The organism is Nocardia mexicana NBRC 108244, assembly GCF_001613165.1.
Lineage (GTDB): Bacteria > Actinomycetota > Actinomycetes > Mycobacteriales > Mycobacteriaceae > Nocardia > Nocardia mexicana.
Genome location: NZ_BDBV01000028.1, coordinates 1 through 24233 on the forward strand (window position 1 = coordinate 1; position 24233 = coordinate 24233).

Genomic DNA, 24233 nt, shown 5'->3' on the forward strand with positions numbered 1-24233 from the left:
ACCACAAGGCACGAACGCAAGGACCACCGCCACAAGGCACGAACGCCAGGACCACCGCCACAAGGCAGGAATGCGAGGGACCAGCGGGTGGCGGCTCGTCCTGCCGAGCAGGCATTCGAAAGACGCCCACTTATTATGAAAACCGAGTGCAACGAGGTGGACCGCGGCCCACCCGGAAGGGATGGGATCCGATGAGCCTTCGGCAGTACGAATACGCGCTGGCCGTCGCCGAGGCGGGCTCGGTGACGGCGGCGGCGGAGCTGCTGCACGTGGCTCAGCCGTCGCTGTCCCAGCAGATCCGCAGCCTGGAGCGGGAGCTCGGCGTGAAGCTGTTCGCCCGCACGCCGAGCGGGCTGGTGCCCACCGTGGTCGGCCGGGCGTTCCTGCGGGAGGCGGAGGTCGCGGTGAGCGCGTCGCGGCGGGCGCGGGCGACGGCGCGGGCCGGCGCCGACGACCTCGTGGGCGAGCTGGTGGTCGCGGCGCAGCTGGGCTTCGGCACGCGGCAGTTGCCGGGCGCGCTGGGTGCGCTGCGCCGTCGTTTCCCGCGGCTGGAGGTCACCGTCTTCGAGGAGCCGAGCTCCGCGGAGCTGGATCGTCTGTGCCGCCAGGGCGTGCTGGATCTCACCCTGATGGCGGCGTGCGAGCGATCCCCCAGCAACGCCCACCGCCTCGGCGGCGAGGAGTTCGTCGTGGTGCTGGGCGCCGGGCATCGGCTGCTCGCCGCGGACCGCGTGGAGCTGCGCGATCTGGCGGGTGAGCCGTGGGTGCGGTTCGACCGCGACAGCGCGCTCGACGCCGTACTGCTGGAGGTGCTGCGGAACAACGAGCTGGCGCCGGCCACCGCCGCCCGGGTATCCCAGACGGCGACGGCCGTGCGCTGGGCCGCCCAGGGGCTGGGGGTGACGCTGGTCCCGGCGTCCGCGGTTCCCCATGGTCACGAGCATCTCGTTCGGCCGGTGCTCCCGGCCGTGTCGCAGCCCGTCATCGCGGTGGTCCGGCAGGATCCGGGACCGGCGGAGACCGCCCTGCTCGAACTCCTGCGGCAGGAATCCTGGTCCGGGACAGCCCCTTTCGCGCAGGCCTCCTGAACGCTCCGCTCGAAAAGTATTCCGCGACAACGTTATTGAGCGGATGGTCCCTCAGGCGTTCTGCGCCGTGGCGCGGATGCCCGCGAGTACCACGCCGACTATGCGGTCCGCGTCCGCGCGGGTGAACGGGCGCGTGCCGCGGTTGACGATGAGACGCGCTGGGCCCGAGATCATTTCGCCGAGGAAGGTGCTGTCGACCGGGGGCAGCTCGCCCCGATCGACGGCGGCGTCGACCCGGCGTCGCAGGGCGGCCTGGCGCTGATCGAGGATTCTGACCAGGGCCTGTCGGACGGTGGGGCTCTGGCGCGCGGGCTGGACGGCCTGTTCGAGCGTGAGGCCGAACGGCGTTTCCAGGCCGCCGGCGAGGGCCACCAGGTAGTCCACCAGATCCCGGCGGATATCGCCGGTATCGGCGACCGAGGCGAGATCTTCGGCATAGCGCAGCACGGCCTCGACCACCAGTTCCTCGCGGTCGGGCCAGTTGCGGTAGACGCTGGTCTTGTTCACGCCCGCGAGCTCGGCGACTTCCTCGTAGCGGAAGCCCGCGATGCCGTCGCGCGCCACGAGTTCGGCGGTCGCGGCGAGGATCTGCGCGCGCACCCGCGCGTTGCGGCCGCCGGGGCGCCGTGCGGGCGGCCGGTCAGCGGACTCGTCGGCCATCGCCGCGCCCACCTCCTGTTCTCTGCTCGGGTGCCGATTGTCGCGCAGCCGCGTCGTTGCGGTGCACGCCGGGCGCCAGTACGCTTTCGTTAAAGCAACAGATTTTCTCTTTTAGTAGGGCATTCGATCGGAAGCATCCACGTGAAGATTCTTGTCTCCGGAGCCGGTATCGCCGGGCTCGCCTGCGCGCTCGAGCTCGGCGGGCGCGGCCACGACGTCACCGTCGTCGAGTACGCGCGGCAACTCCGGCTCACCGGCACACCCATCGATATCCGCGGTGACGCGATCGAGGCCGTCGACGGGATGGGGCTGCTCGCGCGGATCCGAAAGCACCGGGTCCGGATGTCCGAGCTCACCCATTTCGTCGATAGTGCGGGCGAGCCGGTGGCCCGGATCCCGCTGGCGGAGGTCAACGACTCCGACGACGACATCGAGATCCTCCGCGAGGATCTCGTGCGCATCCTCGCCGATGCGCTCCCGGAGACCGCGGCGATCCGCTTCGGCGAGTCGATCGAGGCACTGACCGACGACGGCGGCGTGCGTTTCGCCTCGGGCCGCACCGGGCGGTACGATCTGGTGGTCGGTGCCGACGGGCAGTACTCCGCGGTGCGCGGACTCGTGTTCGGGCCTACGGCGGACTATCTCCGGCACCTCGGTGTGTACTTCGCGCTCGCCGATCTGCCCGGCGAGGCACGATCCGTGGGAGCCAACTCGATCTACAACGTCCCCGGTCGCATGGCGGGACTGTTCCGGTACGGGGGCAAGGCCGTTGCGGTCTTCCAGTTCCGCTCGGACGAGATCGATTACGACAACCGCGATCCGGACGCTCAGAAGAAGATCCTCATCGACGCGTTCGCGGGCTATCGGTCGTGGCGGATTCCGGAGTTGCTCGATGCGGCGCGTGCCGATCCCGGTTTCTACTTCACCTCCGCGAGCCAGATCCAGATGCCCTCCTGGCATCGCGGGCGGGTCGTCCTCGTCGGGGATGCCGGGTACAGCCCGGCCTTCCTGTCCGGCCGCGGCACCTCGCTCGCGCTCACCGGCGCCCGCTTTCTCGCCGAGGAACTCGAACGGTGCGGCGATGATCTCCCCGCCGCCTTCGCGGAATACGAAGGGCGGCAACGCCCCTACGTCACCTTCGCCCAGAGCCGGGTCTACGGCGGCCGCGACCGCATGCTGCCGACCACATGGGAGGCCATTGCCGCACGTAACAAGGCGCTGCAGGCCACGGACACCGGCGCGGCCTGAACCGTCGGCCGCGCGCCACCTACCGGATGTGCCGTTTCGCCGGAACCTCACCCTTGATGCGCTGGAGAGAATGCGTAGTGAAAGACATACTGAAAAACACCGATTCCGTTGTCCGAGAGCACCATTGGAGTAGGCGGCTCATTCTGTGGGCGGCCGTGCTCACCCTCGCCAATGTCCTGGCCGATGTGGTGATCGGCTCGCCCATGATGGTGCTGCCGCAGTTGCTGGAGCATTTCGATACCGACCAGGCGGCGTGGCTGAACGCCAGCGCGATGCTGGCCGGGGCGATCTGGTCGCCGCTGCTCGCGAAGAGTTCCGATATCTTCGGCAAGCGCCGGATACTCGTCGGCACACTGCTTCTCGCCTGTGCGGGAGCGCTGATCTGCCTTGCCGCGCCCAATGTCTGGATTTTCGTGGTGGGGCGCTTTCTGCAGGGAGCTGCCTTCGCCGCGGTGTTCCTCACTGTGGTTCTCGCGCGGCAGATTTGCAGCCCGGGGGTGGCGATGGCGGTGGTCGGGTTGGTGACGTCCGGGTCGTCGCTCGTCGGGATCATCGAGCCGTTCCTGATGCAGCCGGTCATCGACGTGTTCGGTTATCGGAGTGTGTTCGTCGTGGCGGCGTTGCTCGCTGCGGTGGCCGCGCTCTGTGTGCGTTCGTTCATCCCGGAGTCGCCGATTCGCAGCACCGGCCGGATCGATGTCGGCGGGGCGCTGCTGCTCGGCGGCGGCCTCGGTGCGGTGCTCGCCTACGTCAGTCTCGGGAGGGATTTCGGGTGGCTGTCGGGGGGCATGATCGCGGTGCTGGTCGGCGGTGCCGCTGCGCTGGCCGGGTGGGTGTTCCGCGCGCTGCGGGTCGATGAACCCATCATCGACATCAGGGTCCTCGGCCGCCCGATTCTGCTGACACTGCTGGCTCTGGTGCTGGCGGCGGGCTCCTTCCGGAGCATGCTGCAGCTGACCGGCATCATTGCCCAGGTGCCGTCTGACCTGGGGCTCGGTTACGGGCTGGGACACGGGGAGGCGGTCGCGGTGCTGCTCGCCGCACCCAATGTCGGCATCGTTGTCGGCGGTACCTGTGCGGGATGGATCGCGGGGCGCTTCGGTCCCGCGCTGCCGCTGCTCGGCGGGATCGCCGTCGGGGCGGTGGCGACCTTCGCGATGCTGGCGGGCGTATCCGTGCTTCCACTGGCGATCGCCTGCGGCGCCCTGGTCGGCGTGGCCGCCGGTGCGATCGGCGCCTCCGGATACAACCTGGCGACCAACCTCGAAACACCCCGGCGACAAGGCACAACCGCCGGCCTGGTGTCGGTGGTTCTCGCCCTCGGCTCCGTCGTCTTCAACTTCGCCGGTGGCGAGATCCTCAAGGCCACCAGCATTCCCGGCACCTTCGCCGACGGCGCCCCGGTAAGTACGGCAACCGGCGTATACCTCTACGTCGCAATGGCGGGAGTGCTGTTCATCCTCGCCTCGATCCCCGCGATCATGCTGGCGCGCAACAAATCTGGTACGCCCAGCACTTCAACGGCACCTGCTCCACCGCCACATTCCCGGCAGGCTCTTGGCCGGGATCCACAACTCGCCACGGTGGATTCCGGCCAAGAGCGCGCCGGAAATAATGGAGGCGATACGTCCACGCCGTAAATAATGATGGAGGCGATGCCTCCACGCCGGAATGCTCATGGAGGCAATGCCGACGCACCGGAACGATGAAGGGGAAAGTACCAACGCATCGGAATCCCCTCGTAGCGCGGCAACGGTACTCCATTCCGATCAGCACGCACCACCACCGTATTTCCCGACATGCCCACCCTCACATCCCCGACATGCCCACCCTCATATCCCCGGCACGCACCACCCTCATATCCCCGGCACGCACCACCCTCACATCCCCGGCACGCACCACCCTCACATCCCCGGCACACTTTTGGCCGGGGTCAGAGCTGGCTGGCGCCTCCGTCCACGGCGAGTTCGGTGCCGGTCGTGTAGGTGGCGTCGAAGGCCAGGAAGGCTGCTGCTCTGGCTATTTCGTCGGGAGTTCCGAAGCGGCGCATGGGGTTTGCCGCTACCCGCTGTGCCTTGAATTGCTCGGCGGCCTCTGCGGTCATCGTCTTCTCGAGTGTGCCCGTGTCGACCGGCCCCGGGCTGATCGCGTTCACCCGGATACCGCGCGGGAGGAGCTCACGGGAGAGGCTGCGGGCCATCGAGCGCAACGCCGCCTTGCCTGCCGCGTAGACACCGGCCTCCTCCAGGCCCATGACGTTCGCGATCGAGGTGGTGAGGACGACCCCGGCGCCCGCGCTCAGCAGCGGGGCGAGCTTCTGCACAGTGAAGTAGGCGCCCTTGACGTTGGTCGCGAACAGGTCGTCGTAGAACTGTTCGGTCGTCGATTCGAAGGGCATGGTGCGGGTGATGCCCGCGTTGACGAACAGGGCGTCGACCGTGCCGAACTCGCCCTTCACCCGGTCGGCCAGGACATCCAGGTCGGACAGTTGGGCCACATCGCCTCTGACCGCGATCACGTTCTCGCCGAGCCGCTTTCGCGCCGTGTCGAGCGTCGGCTGGGAACGACCGGTGATCACCACGCGCGCCCCGCCGTCCACCAGCAGCTCCGCCATCGCCAAACCTATACCGCTACCGCCACCTGTGATCACTACGTTCTTGTCGCTGTAGGCACTCATGCCCTTCGTTCCTTCTCTCGAAATTCGATTACGCGGCACCGCGCAATTTGGCAAAACCGGTTCCGCCGATCTGACACTCCGGATTACTGTCAGCCCCTGGGGAATTCGCCGCCGTCCACGACGAGACTGCTCCCGGTCAGCCAACTCGCCCTGCCCGAAACGAGGAACAGCACCGCGTCGGCAATATCGTCGGGCCGCCCGTCCCGGCCCAGCGGCGGGGCGGTGTTGTCCTGGCCCGGACCCTCGTTGATGCGAGCCCACTGCTCCCGTGTCGCCTCGCCGCCGGGGGTGGCGGTTCGGCCGGGAGACACGGTGTTGACCCGGATTCCGAACGGGGCCAGTTCGGCGGCCAGGCCCCGGCTGTAGTTCTCCAATGCCGCCTTCGCCGCCGTGTAGTGCAGGAACGGCGGCGCCACGGTGGGGGTCGCGGCCGAGCCGATGTGCACGATCATCCCCGACCGCCGCTCCCGCATCCCCGGCGCCAGCAGCGCGTCCAGGCGCACCGACGACAGGAAATTCAGGTTCAGCGCGTTCTGCCACTCCTCGTCGGGAATGGCCAGGGCACCCTTGTGCGGTCCCGCCCCGCCCGCGTTGTGCACCAGGATGTCCACCCCGCCGAGCACCTCCCGCACGGCCGCGGCGAGCGCCTCCGCACCGGACCGTGTCTGCACATCGGCCGCCACGAACGCGGCCCCTTCCGGCACCGTGCTCGCCGCCGACCTGGCGGTCGTGAGCACCTCGGCACCCGCTTCCAGGAGTTGGCGCACAATGGCGGCTCCGATACCGCGCGAGCCACCCGTCACCAATGCCCGCTTTCCCGCGAGCTCCCGCTGTCCCGAACCGTTTCCGAGCGTGGTCATGCCACCGTTCCCTTTCGATTGCGTGCCACTCGACGGAAAGGAATCGTTGTGCGCAAAGCACGAATTCGTAGAAATCGCGACGCACCCCGTCAAGCCATTTCACGGTATGCCCGGAAAACAGTGGGAGGCAAAGACGAAATAACAGCAGACCCTATAGGAAGTCCCTATGTCGTCCGATCAGCCACCAGGCGGCCTCGAACGAACCCGCTACGCTCGACAAACACTGCCCTCGGCCCGGACGGGCATCTCGTAGCACCAGTCACCCTGGAAGTCCTGATAGGCGCCAGGCCCGGTCAATCCGGTAGGCGCACAACGCCGTCCAGGTAACGGTGGCAGCGGCCGGTGAGGAGGACGCGGTCTGCGGCGAGGGTGCAGCGGAGGCGGCCGCCGCGGGCGGACAGTTGATGGGCGGTCAGGTCGGCGCGGCCGAAATCGGTGCTCCAGATCGGGGTCAGCTGGGCGTGTGCCGAACCGGTGACCGGATCCTCCGGGATGCCGACGCCGGGGGCGAAGAAGCGGGAGACGAAGTCGGCGGTGTCGCCGGGCGCGGTCAGGATGACGCCGCGGGCCAGCTTCGGGAAGGCCGACAGGTTCGGCCGGGCCGTGCGGACCTCCCGCTCGGAGGCGACGATGATCACCTCGTCCTGGCCGGTCAGGGTGCGCAGCGGGCGCACGCCCAGCGCGTCCACCAGGTCCGGGTCGGCCACCACGTCCAGGGAGGCGACGGCGGGGAGGTCGAGCACGAGTTCGTCGGCGTCGGTGCGGTCGACGGTCAGCCAGCCGCTGCGGGTGAAGAAATGCACGCGGTCGCTACCGGGATGCATATCGTCGAGGATCTGCGCGGCCGACGCCAGCGTCGCATGCCCGCACATGTCGACCTCCACCGCGGGCGTGAACCAACGCAGGTGAAAGGCCGGGCCCTCGCCCGGCGCCGCCCCCGCCTCCGGCGGCAACTCCGATACGTAGAAGGCGGTTTCGGCGAGATTGTTCTCCTCGGCCAGTTGCTGCAGCAGCTCGTCGGGCAGCCACTCGAGCAGCGGCATCACCGCCGCCGGGTTGCCCGTGAACGGCGCGTCGGCGAATGCATCGATCTGATGCAGCAGGACCTCCATACTGCCGAAGGTACCCGTGTTCCCAATAGACACGCGGGACAACACCGTTCACGGCGCGCCATAGCATGCGACCAGTTAGCCGCCCGAAAAACCGCTGTAGTCAGCCGCTTTCGCCGGACCGGTGTCAGGCATTCTCGCCCCATCGGGCACCGTGGGCATCAGGTGCCGCGTCTCAGGCTCGCGTCAGGCATTCTCTCCCGGAGAATCGGGCATCAGGTGCCGCTTCTCGCCCGCCATCGAGGCGCTCGCCCACCAGGCCACCTCCACCAGCACGATCCCGATGGCGCCCAGCACGAACGCGGTCGTGGTCAGGGCCGCGTTGGACGGGTCGAGCCGGAAGAACTCCCGCGTGAACGGGATGGTGAACAGGATCAGGTAGCCGAGCACCGAGCCGCCGATGAGCACGATCTTCCACCAGTTCCACGGCCGGGCCACGATGGCCAGCACCCACACCGCGATGATCAGCAGCGTGATCAGCGCCGTCGTGCCCGCCTGCACCTTCTGCACGTCGCTCTGCTGCGGGCCCTGGTAGGCGATCAGGTAGGCGATGAACGTCATCACGCCGATCACGGCGCCGGACGGGATCGCCAGCCGCAGTACTCGCGGTACGAAACCCGTTCGCGCCCTTTCGTTGTTGGGCGCCAGCGACAGGATGAAGGCGGGGATGCCGATGGTGAACCAGGCCGCGATCGTCACGTGCCGCGGCAGGAACGGATACGGCACGGGCTCGTAGTCGAACAGCTGCGAGCCGATGCCCGCCACGCCGACCAGGAACGCCAGCAGCACCGAATACACGGTCTTGGTGAGGAACAGATTCGAGACCCGCTCGATATTGCCGATCACCCGGCGGCCCTCGCCCACCACATAGGGCAGGGTGGCGAACTTGTTGTCCAGCAACACGATCTGCGCCACCGCGCGGGTGGCCGGGCTGCCCGCGCCCATCGCCACGCCGATATCGGCGTCCTTCAGCGCGAGCACGTCGTTGACGCCGTCGCCGGTCATGGCGACGGTGTGGCCGCGCGACTGCAGCGCACCCACCATGGCGCGCTTCTGATCCGGCCGCACCCGGCCGAAGGTGGTCTCGTGGTCGAGCACGTCGGCGAGCTCGTCGCGCTCGGTCGGCAGGGTGCGGGCGTCGACGGCGTGATTGCCGCCGGGCAGCCCGAGCGACGAGGCCACCGCGCCGACCGACACGGCATTGTCGCCGGAGATCACCTTGATCGAAACATCTTGGCTATCAAAGTATTCGAGCGTCGGCCGCGCGTCGGGGCGTACCTTCTGCTCCAGCACCACCAGCGCCTGCGGGGTGACCGTGCCGGGCGCATCGGGGGCGTCGACCGGGCGGTCGCTGGTGGCCAGCAGCAGCACCCGCAGACCCTGCGCCCCGACCTCCTGCGCCGCGACGGCCGCCTCGGACGCCGGGTCGAGCAGCACGTCGGGCGCGCCGAGCAGCCAGTTGCCGTTGTCTCCGTAGGAGAATCCGCTCCACTTCTTCGCCGAGGAGAACGGCGCCACCGCCGTCGGCTGCCAGCCGGGCGTATCCGGCAGCGCCTCGCCGATCGCCGCCACGCTGGCGTTCGGGCGCGGATCGTCGGAGGCCATGGCCGCCAGCACCTCTCGCAGCCGCTCCTCCGAGGTGTCGCCCACCGTGCGCAGTTCCGACAGCCGCATGCCGTTCTCGGTGAGGGTGCCGGTCTTGTCGGCACACACCACGTCCACGCGCGCCAGGCCCTCGATCGCGGGCAGTTCCTGGACCAGGCACTTGCGCTGACCCAGCCGCACCACGCCGACCGCGAACGCGATGGACGTCATGAGCACCAGGCCCTCCGGCACCATCGGCACCAGCGCCGCCACCATGCCGTTGAGCGCGCTGCGCCACGACTCGTGACTGGAGAACAGCTGGTTGTAGATGGTGACCAGACCCGCCGGGATCAGCAGGTAGGTGATCACCTTCAGGATGGTGTTGATGCCGTTGCGCAGCTCCGAGTTGACCAGGGTGAACTTGCTGGCCTCGTCCGCGAGCTTGGCGGCGTAGGCGTCGCGGCCCACCTTGGTGGCCCGGTAGGCGCCCGAGCCGGAGACCACGTAGCTGCCCGACATCACCTGCGCGCCAACGCCTTTGTCGATCGGGTCGGCCTCGCCGGTGAGCAGCGACTCGTCGACCTCGAGCAGTTCGGACTCCACCACCTCGCCGTCGACGACGATCTGGTCGCCGGGGCCGAGTTCGATCAGGTCGTCGAGGACGACGTCCTTGGGCCCGACCTCCTCCGAGCGCCCGGCGCGGCGCACCATCGGCTTGGCCTGCCCGACGATCGCCAGCTTGTCCAGCGTCTGTTTGGCCCGCACCTCCTGCACGATGCCGACGACGCTGTTGGCGACGATCAGCAGGCCGAACATCCCGTCGATGATCGACCCGGTGGCCAGCACCAGGATGAACAGCACACCCAGGATCGCGTTGATCCGGGTGAACACGTTGGCCCGCACGATGTCGGCGACCGACCGGCTCGCCCGATCCGGCACATCATTGGTCTGCCCGTCGCGGACGCGCTGCTCGACCTCGGCCGCGGACAGTCCCGGGGCGCGCGCCGCCTGCTCGGTGATCGACATGCCGACAGCCTAGAACGTCCCGCCCGCCACGGCCCCGAGGCGCGTCCACACCCGGCACTGATCCCGGCCACAGAGCATGCCGGGAAATAAGGGACATACACGTGCCGGGAAATAAGGGATATGCGCGTGCCGGAAAATAAGGGATATGCACGTGCCGGGCGGGAAATAAGGGATGTGCACGTGCCGGGAATGAAAGACATGTACGCGCCGGGAATGAAGGATGTACCGAGACTTGAAGGACGTGCCGGAACATGAAGGCACACCGGGACATGAAGGCACACCGGGACATAAAGGCGTGCCGGAACATAAAGGCGTGCCGGGGCATGAAGGCGTGCCGGGGCATGAAGGCGTGCCGGGATACGAAGGATGGGCCGGGGCATGAAGGATTTGCACAGGCCGAGGCAGGAAGTACACGCACACACCAAGACGCGAAGACCACGCACAGGCCGGAGCACGAAGGGTCGGTATGTATCGGCCGAGCACCAAACACCCACAGACCAAGGCACGAAAAGCACGCACAAGCCGGAGCACAAAAGCATAAGCACGCACAGGCCCGGGCACAGAAACACCCACAGACCGAGACACCAAAAGCACACACAGGCCGGGACACAAAGGGTAGGTATGCACAGGCCAGGGGTTTGTATTGGCCGGAATCTCAGATCGGGGCTGGGCTCCTCATTTCCCCGCCCTCTTCGCGCTAGCGGAGAGGGCGGGGCTCCGGGAGCGCATGATCAAAGCCGCCACGTAATACGTACAGGAACGGTCGGTGTGGTTGGCGTAGTGGAGGGTGCTGTCGGCGGCGAGGTAGATGGAATCGCCCGCGCCCAACTCGACCACCTGGTCACCGTCGATCGTGAGCGTCACCGTCCCCGATTCGACGTAGATGAACTCATGCGAACCCGGTGCGTAGGAGGGATATTCGCCGGGGACGCAACCCGGCGGCAGGGTGGAGCGGATCCACTCGAAGTTCACCCCCGGCACCACCGGCGTGAGGATCGTCCGCTCCCACCCCGATTCGTCGATCACATCCTGTTCGCCGGCGCGGCGGACGATGACCCGCTCACCGTCCGGCTCGGATACCAAGGCGGACAGCCGAATTCCGAGACCGGCGGCCACGCGGTCCAGTACGACCACGGTCGGCGCCTTGTCTCCGCGCTCCACGGCCGACAGCATGCTCACGCTCACCGACGACAGCTCCGCGAGGGCCTGCAGCGTGAGCCCGCGGTCGTGGCGCAGCCGCTGGATGCGCTGGCCGAGTAAGACGAGGTCCATCTACACTATAGTAGTGACTGATTCTCCTATAGCGAAAACGCGGGCGGTGCGCGCCGGGACCGAGGCCGACCTGCCCGCGGTCACCGAGATCTACGCGCACTACGTCACCGAGACCGTGGCCACCTTCGAACTGCAGGCCCCCGACCTCGCCGAATGGCGGCACCGCTTCACCGCGATCACCGCCGCCGGACTGCCGTTCCTGGTCGCCGAGGAGGACGATCGCGTCGCCGGATACGCCTACTGCGCACCGTGGAAAACCCGACCGGCCTACCGGCAGACCGTGGAGAATTCGATCTACCTCGCCCCGTGGGCCCTCGGCCGCGGCCTCGGCGGAAGACTCCTGGACGAATTGCTGGAAGCATGCCGCACCCGCGACCTGCGCGAGGTCATCGCCGTCATCGCCGACACCGGCAACCCCTCCTCCCCCGCCCTGCACCGCAGCCGAGGCTTCGCCGACTCCGGCCACCTCCGCCGAGTCGGCTACAAACACGACCGCTGGATCGACACCCACCTCATGCAACTCAGCCTCTGACCCGACTCTTCGCGCACCCTTTGCATGTTCGCGCACCCCTTGCAGGGCCTCGCAGGGGGTGCGCGAACATGCAAGGGGTGCGCGACTAGCGATCCGGGACTGGCCCGTCGTCCGGTCCGGAGGTTGCGGCTTCGACCTGTTCGGGCAGGAGTGGCACGACTGCGAAGGCACCCGCGGCGGCGTCGGGGGGTAGTGCCTCGACGGCACGAATATCGTTGCGCGAGGACATCTCTCGTAGTCGATCGAGGGGTCCTCGCACGACCATGCCGACGGCGCAGGGGCATTCGGCCTGCAGTCGGGCGGCTACGACAGCGGCGGTCCGGGCGACGCGGTCCTCGGCCGAATGCGCCGGATCCGTCGCGACGTACGCCATCGCACCCGCTGCCGCACGACCGGAGGCGATAGCGGCAGCATCCCCCGCTGCCACCGGCACGGTTATCACCGGGGTGAACACCCGATCGATCGGCACGTGGTACAACACCTGTGAGATCCGCAGGCCCGCAGCGTGTTCCGGAAGTTGCGCGGCAGCGACACCGGACCCGAACGACACCAGCGCCCAGCGCTCGCCGGTATCGGCACCACCGAGCGAGCCGGAACCGTTGCCGCCCAGAGAATCCCGTGCACGAGTCAAGTACTCGGCGACCGGCTCCCCCGACTCCGGCCCCAGCCGGTCGGTGGTCACGACCGCCGGACGCGGCGGGATCGCCCAGCCGAGCACCACGACCACGACGACGACAACGACTGCGGCACCGGCGATTCCGAATGCCCGCAGCCGGTCACGCATTGCGCAGGACGTCGAGCGCGTGCTCCAGATCCGCCGGGTACTCGCTGGTGATCTCGAGCCATCGGCCGTCGGCGGGATGGGCGAAGCCCAGCGAGCGCGCGTGCAGCCACTGTCGCTCCAGCCCGAGCCGCTCGGCCAGCCGCGGATCCGCGCCGTAGGTGAGGTCACCGCAGCAGGGATGCCGGATCGCGGAGAAATGCACCCGGATCTGGTGGGTGCGACCGGTTTCCAGGTGAATGTCGAGCAGGCTCGCCGCCTGGAACGCCTCCACGGTGTCGTAGTGGGTGACGCTGGGGCGGCCGTCCGCGGTCACCGCGAACTTCCACTCGTTACCGCGCGCCCGCCCGATCGGCGCGTCGATGGTGCCGCTGGAGGGATCCGGATGCCCTTGCACCAGAGCGTGATACCGCTTGTCGACCGTCCGCTGCTTGAACGCGCGCTTGAGCACGGTGTAGGCGTGCTCGGACTGCGCCACCACCATCACGCCGGAGGTGCCGACATCCAACCGGTGCACGATGCCCTGCCGCTCGTGCGCGCCCGAGGTCGAGATCCGATAGCCCATCGCGGCCAGCCCGCCCACCACGGTCGGCCCCGACCAGCCCACGCCCGTATGCGCGGCCACCCCGACCGGCTTGTCGACGGCCACGATGTCGTCGTCGGCGTAGAGGATCTTCATCCCCTCCACCGGCGTCACCTCCACCGTCAGCTCCCGCTTCGGCTCCGGGAACTCGACCTCCAGCCAGGAACCCGCGACCAGTCGATCCGATTTGCCCGCCGGTGTGCCGTCGATCTGCACCGACCCGTCCTCGGCCAGCGAGGCGACGGCGGTGCGCGACAGACCGAGCAGCCGCGCCAGCCCGGCGTCCACCCGCAGTCCGTCCAGGCCGTCCGGCACCGGCATGGCGCGCGTTTCCCTCATGCCTGGTCACCCGCGGCCGAGGCGGCCTTGTCGGCCGAGTTCCGGGTGCCGTCCGGCTCGAACCCGAACAGCGTCAGCACGACCAGCAGGATCGCGCCGCACACGATCGAGGAGTCGGCGACATTGAACACCGGCCACCACTTGGTGACGGAGATGAAGTCCACCACATGCCCCTGCAGCGGTCCGGGCGCGCGGAACAACCGGTCGACCAGGTTGCCGAAGGCGCCGCCGAGCACCAGGCCCAGCCCGATCGCCCAGCCCAGCGACCGCAGCGAGCGGCCGATCCGGATCACCCCGATGACGACGGCCGCGGCGACCAGCGTCAGCAGCCACGTCATGCCGGTGGCCATGGAGAACGCGGCGCCCGCATTGCGCACCAGGGTCAGCCGCACCACCTCGCCGATGATCGAAATCGGTTCTCCCGGTGTCATTTTCGCCACCACCAGCACCTTGGTGCCGAGATCCAGAGCGAAGATCACCGCGGCCACCGCCAAGAGCGCGGGCAGGCGGCGCGGCGGCCCGGCCGCGGCATCGCCCGCCGACGCGCCGTCGGACGGGGTCACGTCCCGCGGTGTTTCGTCGTGATCTTCGGGGTCCTGCTCGCGCGGCCGGTCGGTACTCACAGCAGACATCATCCCCTATACAGATAGCGGCCCCGTCGCTCGCCGGGCACACCGGCCCCCGACGCCGTCCGACCCGGTCGCGTCCCAGCTGATTTTCAGGATCCGGCCGTACCCTGTTCGACGTGACGGTGTTGTCTTCTCCATCTCGCGCCGCATCCGAGGCGCGGTCCGCATCGGCTGCCCGCTCCGCTCGCTCGGGCGTGTTGCTGGTGGTTCTCGCGGTCGCGTTGTCGGCGCTCGGCGTCGGCTGCAGCGACGCCTCGGATTCCAGCAGCGACGCCGAGGTGGAGCCGTCCGGACTGGGCAAGGAGGTCACGGTGCCCATCGCGGCGACGGTGACCTCGGTGGCCCACCCCGGCGACGAGCCGCGCTCGATCCTGCGGCCCGGTTTCGAAACCGACACCGCCCAGCAGGTCACACTGCGCACCGACCACCACATCGAACAGCAGATCGATGACCAAGCGGCACGCGACTTCTCGCCCCCGGCGGTCACGATCCCGCTCACCGCGCGCACCGGCCGCGACGGCGTCGACCTCACCCTGGGCTCGGCCAGCTCCACCGACCCGGCGCTCGCCCAGCAGTTGCTGACGGCCGACGGCTCGCACGCCGGCTTCGAGATGAGCGAGATGGGCGTGATCACCGCGCTGCGGATGGCGCCCAAACCCGCCACCTCCGACCCCGCGCGCGCGGCGCTGGAGCAGGCGTTCTATCAGGCCGTGTACCAGTCGGTGGCGTTCCCCGTCGAGCCCGTCGGCGAGGGCGCGGTGTGGACGGTGCGCCAGCAGGTGTCCGGCGGGGTGCCGCTGGATCAGACCACCACCGCCACGCTGACCAAGCGCGACGGCAACCTGCTCACCATCGCGCTGGACGTCACCCAGACCCCGAAATCCAATGTCTGGCAGCTGCCCAACAACGCGGGCTCGCTCGATATCGTCGACTACGTGATGCACGGCACCGGCACCGTCACCGTCGATCTGGGGCTGCCGCTGCCGGTCTCGGGTTCGGTGACCGTCGGCGGAAAGCAGTCCTACCGAGACCCGCGCAGCGCCGTGCTGCTGCGGCAGAAGATCAGCACCCAGGTGCAATGGGGCGAATGAGGCGAGCCGGCGCGCTGCTGGCGGGAGCGGCGCTGTGCGCGGCCGGGTGCGGTTCGCAGCAGGAGGATTCGCTGCCCGGCCTCGGCGCGGCGGTCACCCCCTCGGCGGTGACGGCCCCGGCGGTCACCGATTCCGCGGCGCTGCAGGCGAAGATGCTCGGCACGACCGATCTGCCACCCGGATACACCCGGCTCGACGACGGCTCGCCGGGCAACGGCGTCGCCGCCCCGGACCGGTCCCGCACCGATCCGGCCCAGTGCTCGAAGGTGCTCGGCGCGGTGGCCGAGCAGGTCCCCGGCGCGAGTGCCCGCGCGGCGGTGAACTATACGACGCCGGACTTCTCCAGTATCGACATCGATGCCGCGAGCTATCCGGAAAACGGTGCCGCCCAGGCCTTTTCGAATGTTCAGCAGCTGCTGCGCCGGTGCACCGGATACTCCGGCACCGATGCGGACGGCGTCGCGGTCGACTACCGGGTGGGCGGCCTGGAACAGCCTCGGCTCGGCGACTCCTCGACCGCGTTCCAGCTGCACACCAGCAGCCAGGGCATGTCGCTGTACTCGGGGGCGGCGGTGGTCCTGGTGGGCAGCACCGTGGTGCAGGTCGCCCAGACGGCGCCGCAGCCGATCGATCCGGCCGCACTGAGCGATCTCACCGCCAAACAGGTGCAGCGCCTGCAGGGTGTCCTCGGGCCCTGAGCGCCCATGATCAACTCCGTATTTCCGGCCCTGTTCGCAGGCCTGCCGCCTAGGGTTCGAGATGTCCGCTCTCGATCCCTGATCGGAGGATTCCGATGTCCGATATCGCACCCATTCCCGAGGGCTACCCGGTGGTCTGCCCGGGCCTGGCCATCGACGGCGCCGCGGCCGCGATCGACTTCTACAAACGCGTGTTCGGCGCCACCGAGCGCATGCGCATGCCCGGCCCCGACGGCCGGGTCGCGCACTGCGAGCTGATGTTCGGCGATTCGATGGTGATGCTCGGCGACGCCGTGCCGCAGCTGGGCTTCCTGGATCCGAAGGCGGTCGGCGGCACCCCGGTCAACCTGCACGTCTACGTCGAGGACGTGGACGCCACCTTCGCCGCCGCCCTCGGCGCGGGCGCGCGGGAACTGATGCCGCTGACCGACGAGTTCTACGGCGACCGCACCGGCAGCTTCGAGGACCCGTGGGGCCATCGGTGGACCGTCGCCAGCCACGTCGAGGACGTCTCACCGCAGGAGATGGACCGCCGCCTGTCCGAGCTGGGCTGACCGGCCCCCGTCACCAGGCGGTGTTGATCGGTCCCGGGTTCCACGTGCCGCCGTGCGTCTCCTGGGTGACCTCCGGAACCGCGAGCCCGGCCGCGGAGTCGAGCGGGATCAGCCGCTGCAATTCGCCCCAGTCCTGGCGCCAGTCGTCGCGCAGATAGGTGGCCAGGGTCTGGGTGCGGAGCAGTTCCTTGCTCCAGCCCAGCGGGCCGCCGCCGTCGTGACTCTCCCACAGGTTGGTGTCGTGGGCGGCCGCGCGGTCGGGCAGGATGCGCCAGCCCGGAATCTGCGCGATGCCGTCCTTGTGATCGAACGGGCGCTGACACGGGAACTGCAGTCCCACCGCCCAATCCAGCAGCACCGGATCCTTCGACCCGATCAGGTCGTTGAGCGTCTGGGTGTGCGGGATGCGGGGCGGTGTCAGCGCCATCCACTGCTTGGGATCCAGCGTCTTGTCGCTGGCGACGATGCGAATCACGTTGGCCTGGGCCGGAATCTGGTCCAGCGGCACCCGCAGGTTCCGCCACGACGGTGCGGGTCCGATATCGATCGGCGTCACCCGCCCCTCCGGCCGGGCGTCGGTCGCCGAATCCGTTGTACCGTACTCGATCTCGATCGGCTGCCCGGGGAATACCGAGCCGTCCTTGTGGATCGCCCGGAAGCGCCCCGCCGCGGTCAGCGCGATGATGCCGCTGCGGTCGGCCGGATCGGGCAGCCGGTACCAGCCCGTGGTGAGTTCGGACGCCGCCTGCTGCCCCGCCGTGCCGAGCTCCGGCGTGCTGGCGGTGTCGAGCCCGAACGGCAGTGGCGCACCGCCGGTTTGGGTGCCGGTGGTACCGCCGGACTTGTCGTTGAAGGCGTTGGAGATACTGCTGCTGCTGTTCTCCGGCTCGTCGTCGGGGGTGAGGTCGCCGACACCGTTGGGCACGAAACCCTGGTTGCTGCCCGCGAAGGTGGTGAACGGATCGCCGGACAGCGGCGCCAGCATCGAGGCGTTGGGATTCGATTCGACCAGCACGTCGTTGGCCAGCCCGCACGGATGGCCCATGACCGCGTTGATATTCGAGCGCGCCAGCGAGAACGCCGGGTACTGCGCGACCGCGGCCTGGGCGAACGAAACCACCATGAACACGACGATCAGCGCCGCCGCCACGGTCAGCGGCGGGATCTTGGCCAGCCGCCACGCGCGCGGCGAAATACGGTGCGGCGTACCGGGTTCCGGTGCGCGCATATGCCACCACGCGGCCAGCACCAGGCACAGCCCGGCGATGATCAGGAAGATCTTGCTCACCCCGACGCCGCCGATCGTCGGCGCCCGGTCCCACCACGGAACCCCGTAGCTGGACACGTACCACCACTCGTTGACGCTGGTGAAGATCTGCGCCATCGCGATCGCCACGATGGCCGCGAACAGCGCGCGGTTGCGCGGCGAGCGCATCACCCGCGGCCCCACCGCGACCGCGGTCACGACCGCGACCGCACCGGCGAGCCCGGCGTACACGCCGTTGTGATGGGTGAACTTCGTCGGGACGGTCGCCATCAGCAGCATGGCGCCGAAGGTGATGCACAGCAGTCGCTTCGCGGGACCGGCGGCGACCAGCGGGATCCGGCCGCCCTTGCGCAGCGCCTGGAACGCGCACGCCAGCAGGCCGAGCCACATCACGACGATGCCGAACCGACGCCCGATCGAACCGTCGGCGCTGGGCATGAACAGCCACTGGTAGGTCAGGTAGTCGTCGAACCACGGGACCGAGGGGCCGACCGCGTTGTGCACGCGCTTCATCTCCGACAGCGCCGAGAGCGGCTGCACGCCGAATGCGAAGACCAGCACCACTGCCCCGGCCGCGGCGAGCGGCGCCAGCAGGGCGCCGTAGGCCTTGAACCAGGCCCACTCCGAGACCGGTTTCTCCGAATTCCCCTGCCCGGCACCGTAATTCGTGGCCAGCTCGCGCGCCCTCGGGATCGCGAACCGCACCACCGACCGCGCACCCGCCAGCAGCGGCGCCACACAGATCACCCCGGACGGCGCCGCGGTGAGGCTGAACGCCGAGACGAGAATCGCGATCGCGTACGGCAGCAGCCGCCGGGTCGCGATCGACCGCTCCACGAAACACCAGCTGAGCAGCACGCAGACGGCGATCACCGGTTCCGGCCGCAACCCGTTGTTATAGGGCAGCCAGACCGCCAGGAACCCCAGCGCACCGGTCCATATCGCCACCTTGTCGTGGCGCACCGCCACGCCGAGCCGCGGGATCACCTCCCGGCTCAGCGCCAGCCAGGTGATCACGCCCGCCAGCAGGGTGGGCAACCGGATCCACGGACTCGCCGTACTGATCTCGGTCATATGCGCGATGATGTCGTAAGGCGGTGTGCCGACCGGGTTTTCGGGCACGCCGAAGAATCGGAAGTAGTTGGCCATATACCCCGACACCAGCGAGGTGCGGGCCATGCCGAACTGATAGCCGTCGTCGGAGGTGGTGGAGCCGATGAAATGCCACACCGCGAGCGTGCCGAGCACGATGGCGTCGACCTTGGTGAAGACCCACCAGCGCTGCGGCAGCAGGCGCCGCACCCGGCGACCGTCGAATCGGTCCAGCCGGAACAGCGCCGCGAGCGCGATCAGGGTGAACACCACCGCCAGCACCGTGGCCGCCCGCTTGAGCAGCGTCGGCTCCACCGAGAAGCGGCTGTCCACCTCCGCGGAGATCGACGCCCCGTCCGCCTTGGGCAGGTCGCTGAACACGCCCACCAGCTGCGGCCGGAAATCGCCCCACAGGGTCACCGGTTTCGCCCCGGTACCGGTCAATTCCGCCTTCGTCGACGACATATCGGAATGCACGGTGAGGGTGGCGTCGGCGAGGCCGTCGACCGGCACACTGAACATCGATTGGCTGCGCAGTACCACCTCGAGCCGGGCCGGCTTGTCGTCCTGCGCCGGTCGCACCCGGGCGACGAATCCGTACTTCTCGAGGTTGGGAGCATCGGCGGGCATGGTCGCCGCGGCCAGGCCGCCGCGCTCGCCCAGCTGTTCCAGCGCCCGCCCGGGGATGGTGGCATCGAAGGTCAGCGGCGCGTAGGACACCAGCGGCGCGGTGATGCTGCGCGTCGAATCCTGTTGCGGCCACGACAGAGTGGTCTTGTCGACCTTGACCGGCAGCAACGGCACCGCGAGAGCCATCAGCGTCGCGAGTAATCCGGCGACGATGGCCACCGGCTTGGCCCATCGCCCGCGTCCGGGCCGGGCGACCCCCGGTTCCTCGCCTGCTGCGGGCGCCTCGTCCGCCCTGACCATCGTGTCCGTCACGGGGGCCGATCGTAGCGTGACGCAATCGTGACCGGATAAATCGTCCGGAGGATTCTCAGCCTGCACTTAACTTCCCGTCGGTTCGCAGACATGCGAACGGGGCCGATGCCCGACCGGGCTCCGGCCCCGCACAGCACGGAACTACGAGCAGGCGGGCGAGCTCTGGCCCAGGTTCTGAATACCGGCGCAAGCCCAGCTCTTCTGCAGGACCCACTTGCCGTCCTGCGCCACGAACGGCACGCTGGCCTCCGACGGCGCGCCGCCGTTGACCGAGAAGTTGGCCGTCGCGGTCAACGTGTCGCCGCCCAGATACGTGACGTTCGTCACCTCGATCTTGGCGTTGTTCTGCTGGTACGCGTCGGTCAGCTTCTTGATCATGTCAGGGTCCTGCTGCAGGGCCTGCTGACCGTTCTCGAGGTACTGCACCTTCTGGTCCGCGGGCACGTTCGGATCCAGCGCCTGCGACAGCTCGGTGTTCAGATCGGCGACGGTCGGCACCGGCGGCACGTTCTCCGCCGAGGTGGCGGCCGCCTTGGTGCTGCTCTTCGGCTTCGAGCCCTCGTTCTTGTCACCGCTGCCACAGGCCGACATGCCGAGCGCAGCCACGACCGCCAGGGTGGCGACTGCGATGCGTCCTGTCCTCTGAAGCTTCAATGCTCGTCCTTTGCGTTCGAGTTGGTCTGATCGGTGCACGTGACAGCCTCCACCCGACCGGCAGCGCTGCACGAGTGGCCTTACGCTACCCGCCAAAATTCAACGAAGACTAAGGAGCGGGTCCGCCGGTGCGAGGTCGGCATCTTCGGCGGCAAAGGTATACGCCGGGCCCGGCCCTGTCGAGCGGGTCTCGAAACGCACCGTGACGCGGCCGTGTCCGGCGCCCTGCACCCAGCCGTGGCCGTGCTCGCGATGCGCGACATCGCGCCCGGGATACCAGAATTCGGTGGTGTAGGAGCGCGTGGCGGGCGGCACCGCGGGTGCGGGACCCGACGGCTCGGCCACCTCCGCCGGAGCGAGAGTCGGCTCCGGCGCGACGAATTCGTCGAGGGCGCTTGCCGGGCCGACGTCGCGGGGACGGCCCGTCGCGGCCAGCGCCTGATCCAGCTCGGGGAACAGCGACTCCTGCCGCACCGTCGACAATCCGCCGAAACCCACGCCCACCAACCGGATCGCCCCGAGTTCGCCCGGATCGATGGCCGAGCGCAGCGCGGCGGCGGTCAGCGTGGCCAGTTCCTCGGTCGCGTAGGGCAGGGTGAACGAGCGGGTCACGATGCTCATGTCGGTGCGCTTCATCTTCAGTACCACCGTGCGCGCGGCCCGGCCGTCGGCGATCAGGCGGCGATGCGCGGACGCGGCCATCTCCTCGATGGCCGGGCGCAGCTGGGCGAGGGTGACGATATCGCTCTCGTAGGTGGTTTCGGCGCTGATCTGCTTGGCCTCGGCGCGCTCGGCGACGGGGCGGTCGTCGATGCCGCGGGCCAGCCGATGCAGGGCCGCGCCCACGCTGCCGCCCAGCAGCGATACCGCCTCCTGCTCCGGCAGGGCGGCGAACGCGCCCACGGTTTCGATGCCGACCGAGCGCAACCGCCCCTCGGCCACCGGCCCGATCCCCCACAGCGCGCGCACCGGGAGTGCGGCCAGCATCCGCTGCTGCTCGACGGGCGAAACCACCCGCACCCCATCGGGTTTGGCCAGTCCGGAGGCGATCTTGGCAAGCTGCTTGCCGGTACCCGCCCCGACCGAGGCGACCAGCCCGGTGCGCTCGCGGATCAGCGCCCGCAGCTGTTCGCAGAACTCCAGCACCTCGCCGACGGTGGCGCCGGCCAGGTCGGCGGGCTCGCCGAAGGCCTCGTCGAACGACAGCGTCTCCAGGACCGGGATGCGCGAGCGCAGCGCCTCGAACACCTGCCCGCTCACCTCGCCGTACACCACCCCGCGCGGCGGCACCACCACCGCCGTCACCCCGACCAGCCTGCGCGCCTGATGCATCGGCATCGCCGACCGCGCCCCGAACACCCGCGACTCGTAACTCGCCCCGGCCACCACCCCCCGCGCCCCGGTCCCCCCGACCAACACCGGCCGCCCCCGCAGCGTCGGCCGGGTCAACTGCTCCACAGACGCAAAGAACGCATCCATATCGATATGCAGCACCCACCGCCGCGCCCGCGCAGCAATCCCTGCCTCCTCCCCTCGCGCTGCCGCAGCAGTCCCGGCACGCCCCGGCACCACCGCTTCCACATTCCCGGCACTCCCCGGCACCGCCGCTTCCACATTCCCGGCACTCCCCGGCACCGCCGCTTCCACATTCCCGGCACGCTTTTGGCCGGGATCCCCACCCCCCACTGCCAGACTCGGCTCCGAGGCTGGGAGGTTGCTGCCGGGTACCTGCGAATCGCGGCCACCTTCGGGCGCGTGGCCGGCGCCGGGGCCGACCCTGGGCGATGCCCGCTGACCAGGCACGAGCCCTGTCGTAGCCGGGTCGGAGGCGGTGCTCATGACAGGGAATCTACGCGCGGCTACCGACATGATCCGCGACACGAGTATGTGATGATCGGACCATGACCATCCGCAAGGCCGTTATTCCCGCCGCCGGTATCGGCTCCCGCCTGCTTCCGCTGACCAAGGCCATCCCCAAGGAGATGCTGCCGGTCGGCGACAAGCCGGTGATCGAGCACACGGTCCGCGAGCTGGTCGCCTCGGGGATCACCGACATCACGATCGTGGTGAGCGCCGGAAAGTCGTTGATCCAGGACCATTTCCGCCCGAATCCGGCGTTGGTGGCCCAGCTGCGGTCCGACGGCAAGACCGCGTACGCCGATGCGGTGGAGGAGGTCGGCGAGCTCGGCCGTCTCGGCCACATCACCTACCTGGACCAGCACGGCCCGTACGGCAACGGCACGCCGGTGCTCAACGCGGCGCGCGCTCTGGGCGACGAGCCGATGCTGGTGCTGTGGCCCGACGACGTGTTCGTCGCCGAGGTGCCGCGCGCCCAGCAGCTCATCGACGCCTACAACAAGACCAACTCGCCGGTGCTGGCCCTGCTCCCGATGGACCCCGCCGAGTCGAAGCGCTACGGCGTGCCGGTCGTCGAGGAGACCTTCGACCACGGGCTGATGCGCATCACCGGGCTGGTCGAGAAGCCCAAGCCCGAGGACGCCCCCTCGGCCTACGCGGCGATCGGCGGCTACGTCGTCACCCCGGGCATCATCGAGGAACTGCGCAAGCAGGTGGCCGACTGGTACACCCACCGCACCGGCGAGGTGTACCTGACCGACGCCATCAACGCCTTCGCCGCCTCGAATGCGGTGTACGGCCAGGTGATCCACGGCAACTGGTACGACACCGGCAATCCCGGCGACTACCTGGTCGCCCAATTCGCCTCGGCCCTCACCCACCCCGAATACGGCCCACGCCTACGCGGACTGGTCAAGGACTGAGCCCCGCACTCCCCCGTCTTACCGGCATGCACTCGGCCGGAATCCATGGCGCACAGGAGATCCCGGCCAAAAGCGTGCCGGGAAACGTAAGAGGCAGCGCGGCGGGAATGGAAGAGTCAGCGCGGCGGGAATGCAAATGGCAGCGCGGCGGGAACGCCGGAGACAGCGCAGCGGGAACGCCGGAGACAGCGCAGCGGGGACGCGATAGGCAGCGCAGCGGGAACGCGGTAGGCAGCGCAGCGGGAACGTGATAGGCAGCGCGGCGGGAACGCGGTGGGCAGCGGGCCGCGAGAGCGATGGTGCCGATTTGCCGGGCGCTTATCCGTCGGCGGCGTTGTAGCGGACCAGGTATTCCGCGAGTTGCTCGATGTCGTGGTCGTTCCAGTCGCGGAAGCGGTCGGTGAAGGCGAGGCCGCGCGATCGCTCCGCTTCGCGAGCAGCGCGTTTGCCCTCCCGGGTCGCACGCAGGATGTGGTTGCGGCGGTTGGCGGGATCGATCTCCTTGGTCAGCAGGCCCTCGCGCTCCAGCGTCGCCACCTGCCTGCTCATCGTGGACTTGTCGAGCATGAAGTGCTCGGCCAGTTCGGCGGCCAGGCAGCCGTCGCGGGCGATGACCAGATCCAGGATGCTCGACGCCACCAGTGACAGGCCGGGGTGCAGTTCGGCCGCCCGGCCCCGGGCGCGCCGCGCGAACGCGGTGAGCTCGCGCTGGATCGTCTGAATCGCCACATCGCGGGAGGGAAATACCGACCGTGCCGTCATGGTTG

The 24233-nt window shown here is 69.0% G+C and carries 21 protein-coding genes; 8 read left to right on the top strand and 13 right to left on the bottom strand.

The window, feature by feature from the left end; all coding sequences use genetic code 11:
• Positions 1-191 precede the first annotated feature (191 nt).
• A complete protein-coding gene (locus tag NM1_RS11830; protein ID WP_068018215.1) occupies positions 192-1088 on the top strand; it encodes a LysR family transcriptional regulator in 897 nt (298 codons plus the stop codon).
• Positions 1089-1139: 51 nt separating this feature from the next.
• Here the strand turns inward: NM1_RS11830 and NM1_RS11835 are convergent, their stop codons facing one another.
• Positions 1140-1748 carry a TetR/AcrR family transcriptional regulator gene (locus NM1_RS11835; protein WP_068018320.1) on the bottom strand — a complete coding sequence of 203 codons (609 nt, stop codon included), beginning with the start codon at positions 1746-1748 and terminating at the stop codon, positions 1140-1142.
• Positions 1749-1889: 141 nt separating this feature from the next.
• Here NM1_RS11835 and NM1_RS11840 point away from each other — a divergent pair, with 141 nt between their 5' ends.
• The gene (locus NM1_RS11840; RefSeq protein WP_068018218.1) at positions 1890-2996 is read left to right on the top strand and encodes an FAD-dependent monooxygenase; all 1107 of its coding nucleotides are present in this window, start codon (positions 1890-1892) and stop codon (positions 2994-2996) included.
• A 77-nt stretch (positions 2997-3073) separates the two neighbouring features.
• Complete coding sequence (locus NM1_RS11845; RefSeq protein WP_246011363.1) at positions 3074-4636, top strand: MFS transporter; 1563 nt, start codon at positions 3074-3076, stop codon at positions 4634-4636.
• 293 nt (positions 4637-4929) lie between these two features.
• Here the strand turns inward: NM1_RS11845 and NM1_RS11850 are convergent, their stop codons facing one another.
• From NM1_RS11850 to NM1_RS11870, 5 genes are all read right to left on the bottom strand, one after another.
• Positions 4930-5673 (bottom strand): SDR family oxidoreductase, encoded by a 744-nt coding sequence (locus NM1_RS11850; protein WP_068018221.1) that lies wholly within the window; start codon positions 5671-5673, stop codon positions 4930-4932.
• 89 nt (positions 5674-5762) lie between these two features.
• Positions 5763-6533: an SDR family oxidoreductase gene (locus tag NM1_RS11855; protein WP_068018223.1), complete on the bottom strand. Its 771-nt coding sequence runs from the start codon at positions 6531-6533 to the stop codon at positions 5763-5765.
• Positions 6534-6826: 293 nt separating this feature from the next.
• The gene (locus NM1_RS11860) at positions 6827-7645 is read right to left on the bottom strand and encodes a PhzF family phenazine biosynthesis protein (protein WP_068018226.1); all 819 of its coding nucleotides are present in this window, start codon (positions 7643-7645) and stop codon (positions 6827-6829) included.
• 183 nt (positions 7646-7828) lie between these two features.
• On the bottom strand, positions 7829-10252 hold the full coding sequence (locus NM1_RS11865; protein WP_068018228.1) for a cation-translocating P-type ATPase: 2424 nt from the start codon (positions 10250-10252) through the stop codon (positions 7829-7831).
• A gap of 675 nt (positions 10253-10927) precedes the next feature.
• Positions 10928-11524, bottom strand: coding sequence for a helix-turn-helix domain-containing protein (locus NM1_RS11870; RefSeq protein ID WP_068018231.1), 597 nt, complete (start codon positions 11522-11524; stop codon positions 10928-10930).
• 13 nt (positions 11525-11537) lie between these two features.
• Here NM1_RS11870 and NM1_RS11875 point away from each other — a divergent pair, with 13 nt between their 5' ends.
• Positions 11538-12056, top strand: a complete 519-nt coding sequence (locus NM1_RS11875) for a GNAT family N-acetyltransferase (protein ID WP_246011364.1) — start codon at positions 11538-11540, stop codon at positions 12054-12056.
• Between the two features lie 85 nt (positions 12057-12141).
• Here NM1_RS11875 and NM1_RS11880 read toward each other — a convergent pair whose 3' ends face one another.
• Genes NM1_RS11880 through lspA form a run of 3 tightly spaced genes read right to left on the bottom strand, consistent with a single transcriptional unit; the run spans position 12142 to position 14391 of the window.
• A complete protein-coding gene (locus NM1_RS11880) occupies positions 12142-12840 on the bottom strand; it encodes a hypothetical protein (protein WP_068018239.1) in 699 nt (232 codons plus the stop codon).
• On the bottom strand, positions 12833-13759 hold the full coding sequence (locus NM1_RS11885; RefSeq protein ID WP_068018240.1) for an RluA family pseudouridine synthase: 927 nt from the start codon (positions 13757-13759) through the stop codon (positions 12833-12835). The genes NM1_RS11880 and NM1_RS11885 overlap by 8 nt, the downstream gene beginning before the upstream one ends.
• A complete protein-coding gene (gene lspA, locus NM1_RS11890) occupies positions 13756-14391 on the bottom strand; it encodes a signal peptidase II (protein WP_246011365.1) in 636 nt (211 codons plus the stop codon). Before lspA ends, NM1_RS11885 begins: the two co-directional genes overlap by 4 nt.
• A gap of 113 nt (positions 14392-14504) precedes the next feature.
• On the opposite strand from lspA, the gene NM1_RS11895 reads away from it, so the two are divergent.
• From NM1_RS11895 to NM1_RS11905, 3 genes are all read left to right on the top strand, one after another.
• On the top strand, positions 14505-15479 hold the full coding sequence (locus tag NM1_RS11895; RefSeq protein ID WP_425454311.1) for a hypothetical protein: 975 nt from the start codon (positions 14505-14507) through the stop codon (positions 15477-15479).
• Positions 15476-16177 carry a sensor domain-containing protein gene (locus NM1_RS11900; RefSeq protein ID WP_114699601.1) on the top strand — a complete coding sequence of 234 codons (702 nt, stop codon included), beginning with the start codon at positions 15476-15478 and terminating at the stop codon, positions 16175-16177. Before NM1_RS11895 ends, NM1_RS11900 begins: the two co-directional genes overlap by 4 nt.
• A gap of 95 nt (positions 16178-16272) precedes the next feature.
• On the top strand, positions 16273-16731 hold the full coding sequence (locus NM1_RS11905) for a VOC family protein (RefSeq protein ID WP_068018249.1): 459 nt from the start codon (positions 16273-16275) through the stop codon (positions 16729-16731).
• 10 nt (positions 16732-16741) lie between these two features.
• Here NM1_RS11905 and NM1_RS11910 read toward each other — a convergent pair whose 3' ends face one another.
• The 3 genes from NM1_RS11910 to NM1_RS11920 form a co-directional block, all read right to left on the bottom strand.
• The gene (locus NM1_RS11910; protein WP_068018323.1) at positions 16742-20020 is read right to left on the bottom strand and encodes an arabinosyltransferase domain-containing protein; all 3279 of its coding nucleotides are present in this window, start codon (positions 20018-20020) and stop codon (positions 16742-16744) included.
• A 153-nt stretch (positions 20021-20173) separates the two neighbouring features.
• Positions 20174-20686, bottom strand: coding sequence for a WKL family lipoprotein (locus NM1_RS11915; protein ID WP_068018252.1), 513 nt, complete (start codon positions 20684-20686; stop codon positions 20174-20176).
• 99 nt (positions 20687-20785) lie between these two features.
• Positions 20786-22165: a DNA polymerase IV gene (locus NM1_RS11920; protein ID WP_246011366.1), complete on the bottom strand. Its 1380-nt coding sequence runs from the start codon at positions 22163-22165 to the stop codon at positions 20786-20788.
• A 422-nt stretch (positions 22166-22587) separates the two neighbouring features.
• On the opposite strand from NM1_RS11920, the gene NM1_RS11925 reads away from it, so the two are divergent.
• Positions 22588-23466, top strand: coding sequence for a UTP--glucose-1-phosphate uridylyltransferase (locus tag NM1_RS11925; protein WP_068018257.1), 879 nt, complete (start codon positions 22588-22590; stop codon positions 23464-23466).
• A 318-nt stretch (positions 23467-23784) separates the two neighbouring features.
• On the opposite strand, the gene NM1_RS11930 is transcribed toward NM1_RS11925, so the two are convergent.
• Complete coding sequence (locus NM1_RS11930) at positions 23785-24228, bottom strand: MarR family winged helix-turn-helix transcriptional regulator (protein ID WP_068018259.1); 444 nt, start codon at positions 24226-24228, stop codon at positions 23785-23787.
• Positions 24229-24233: the final 5 nt, after the last annotated feature.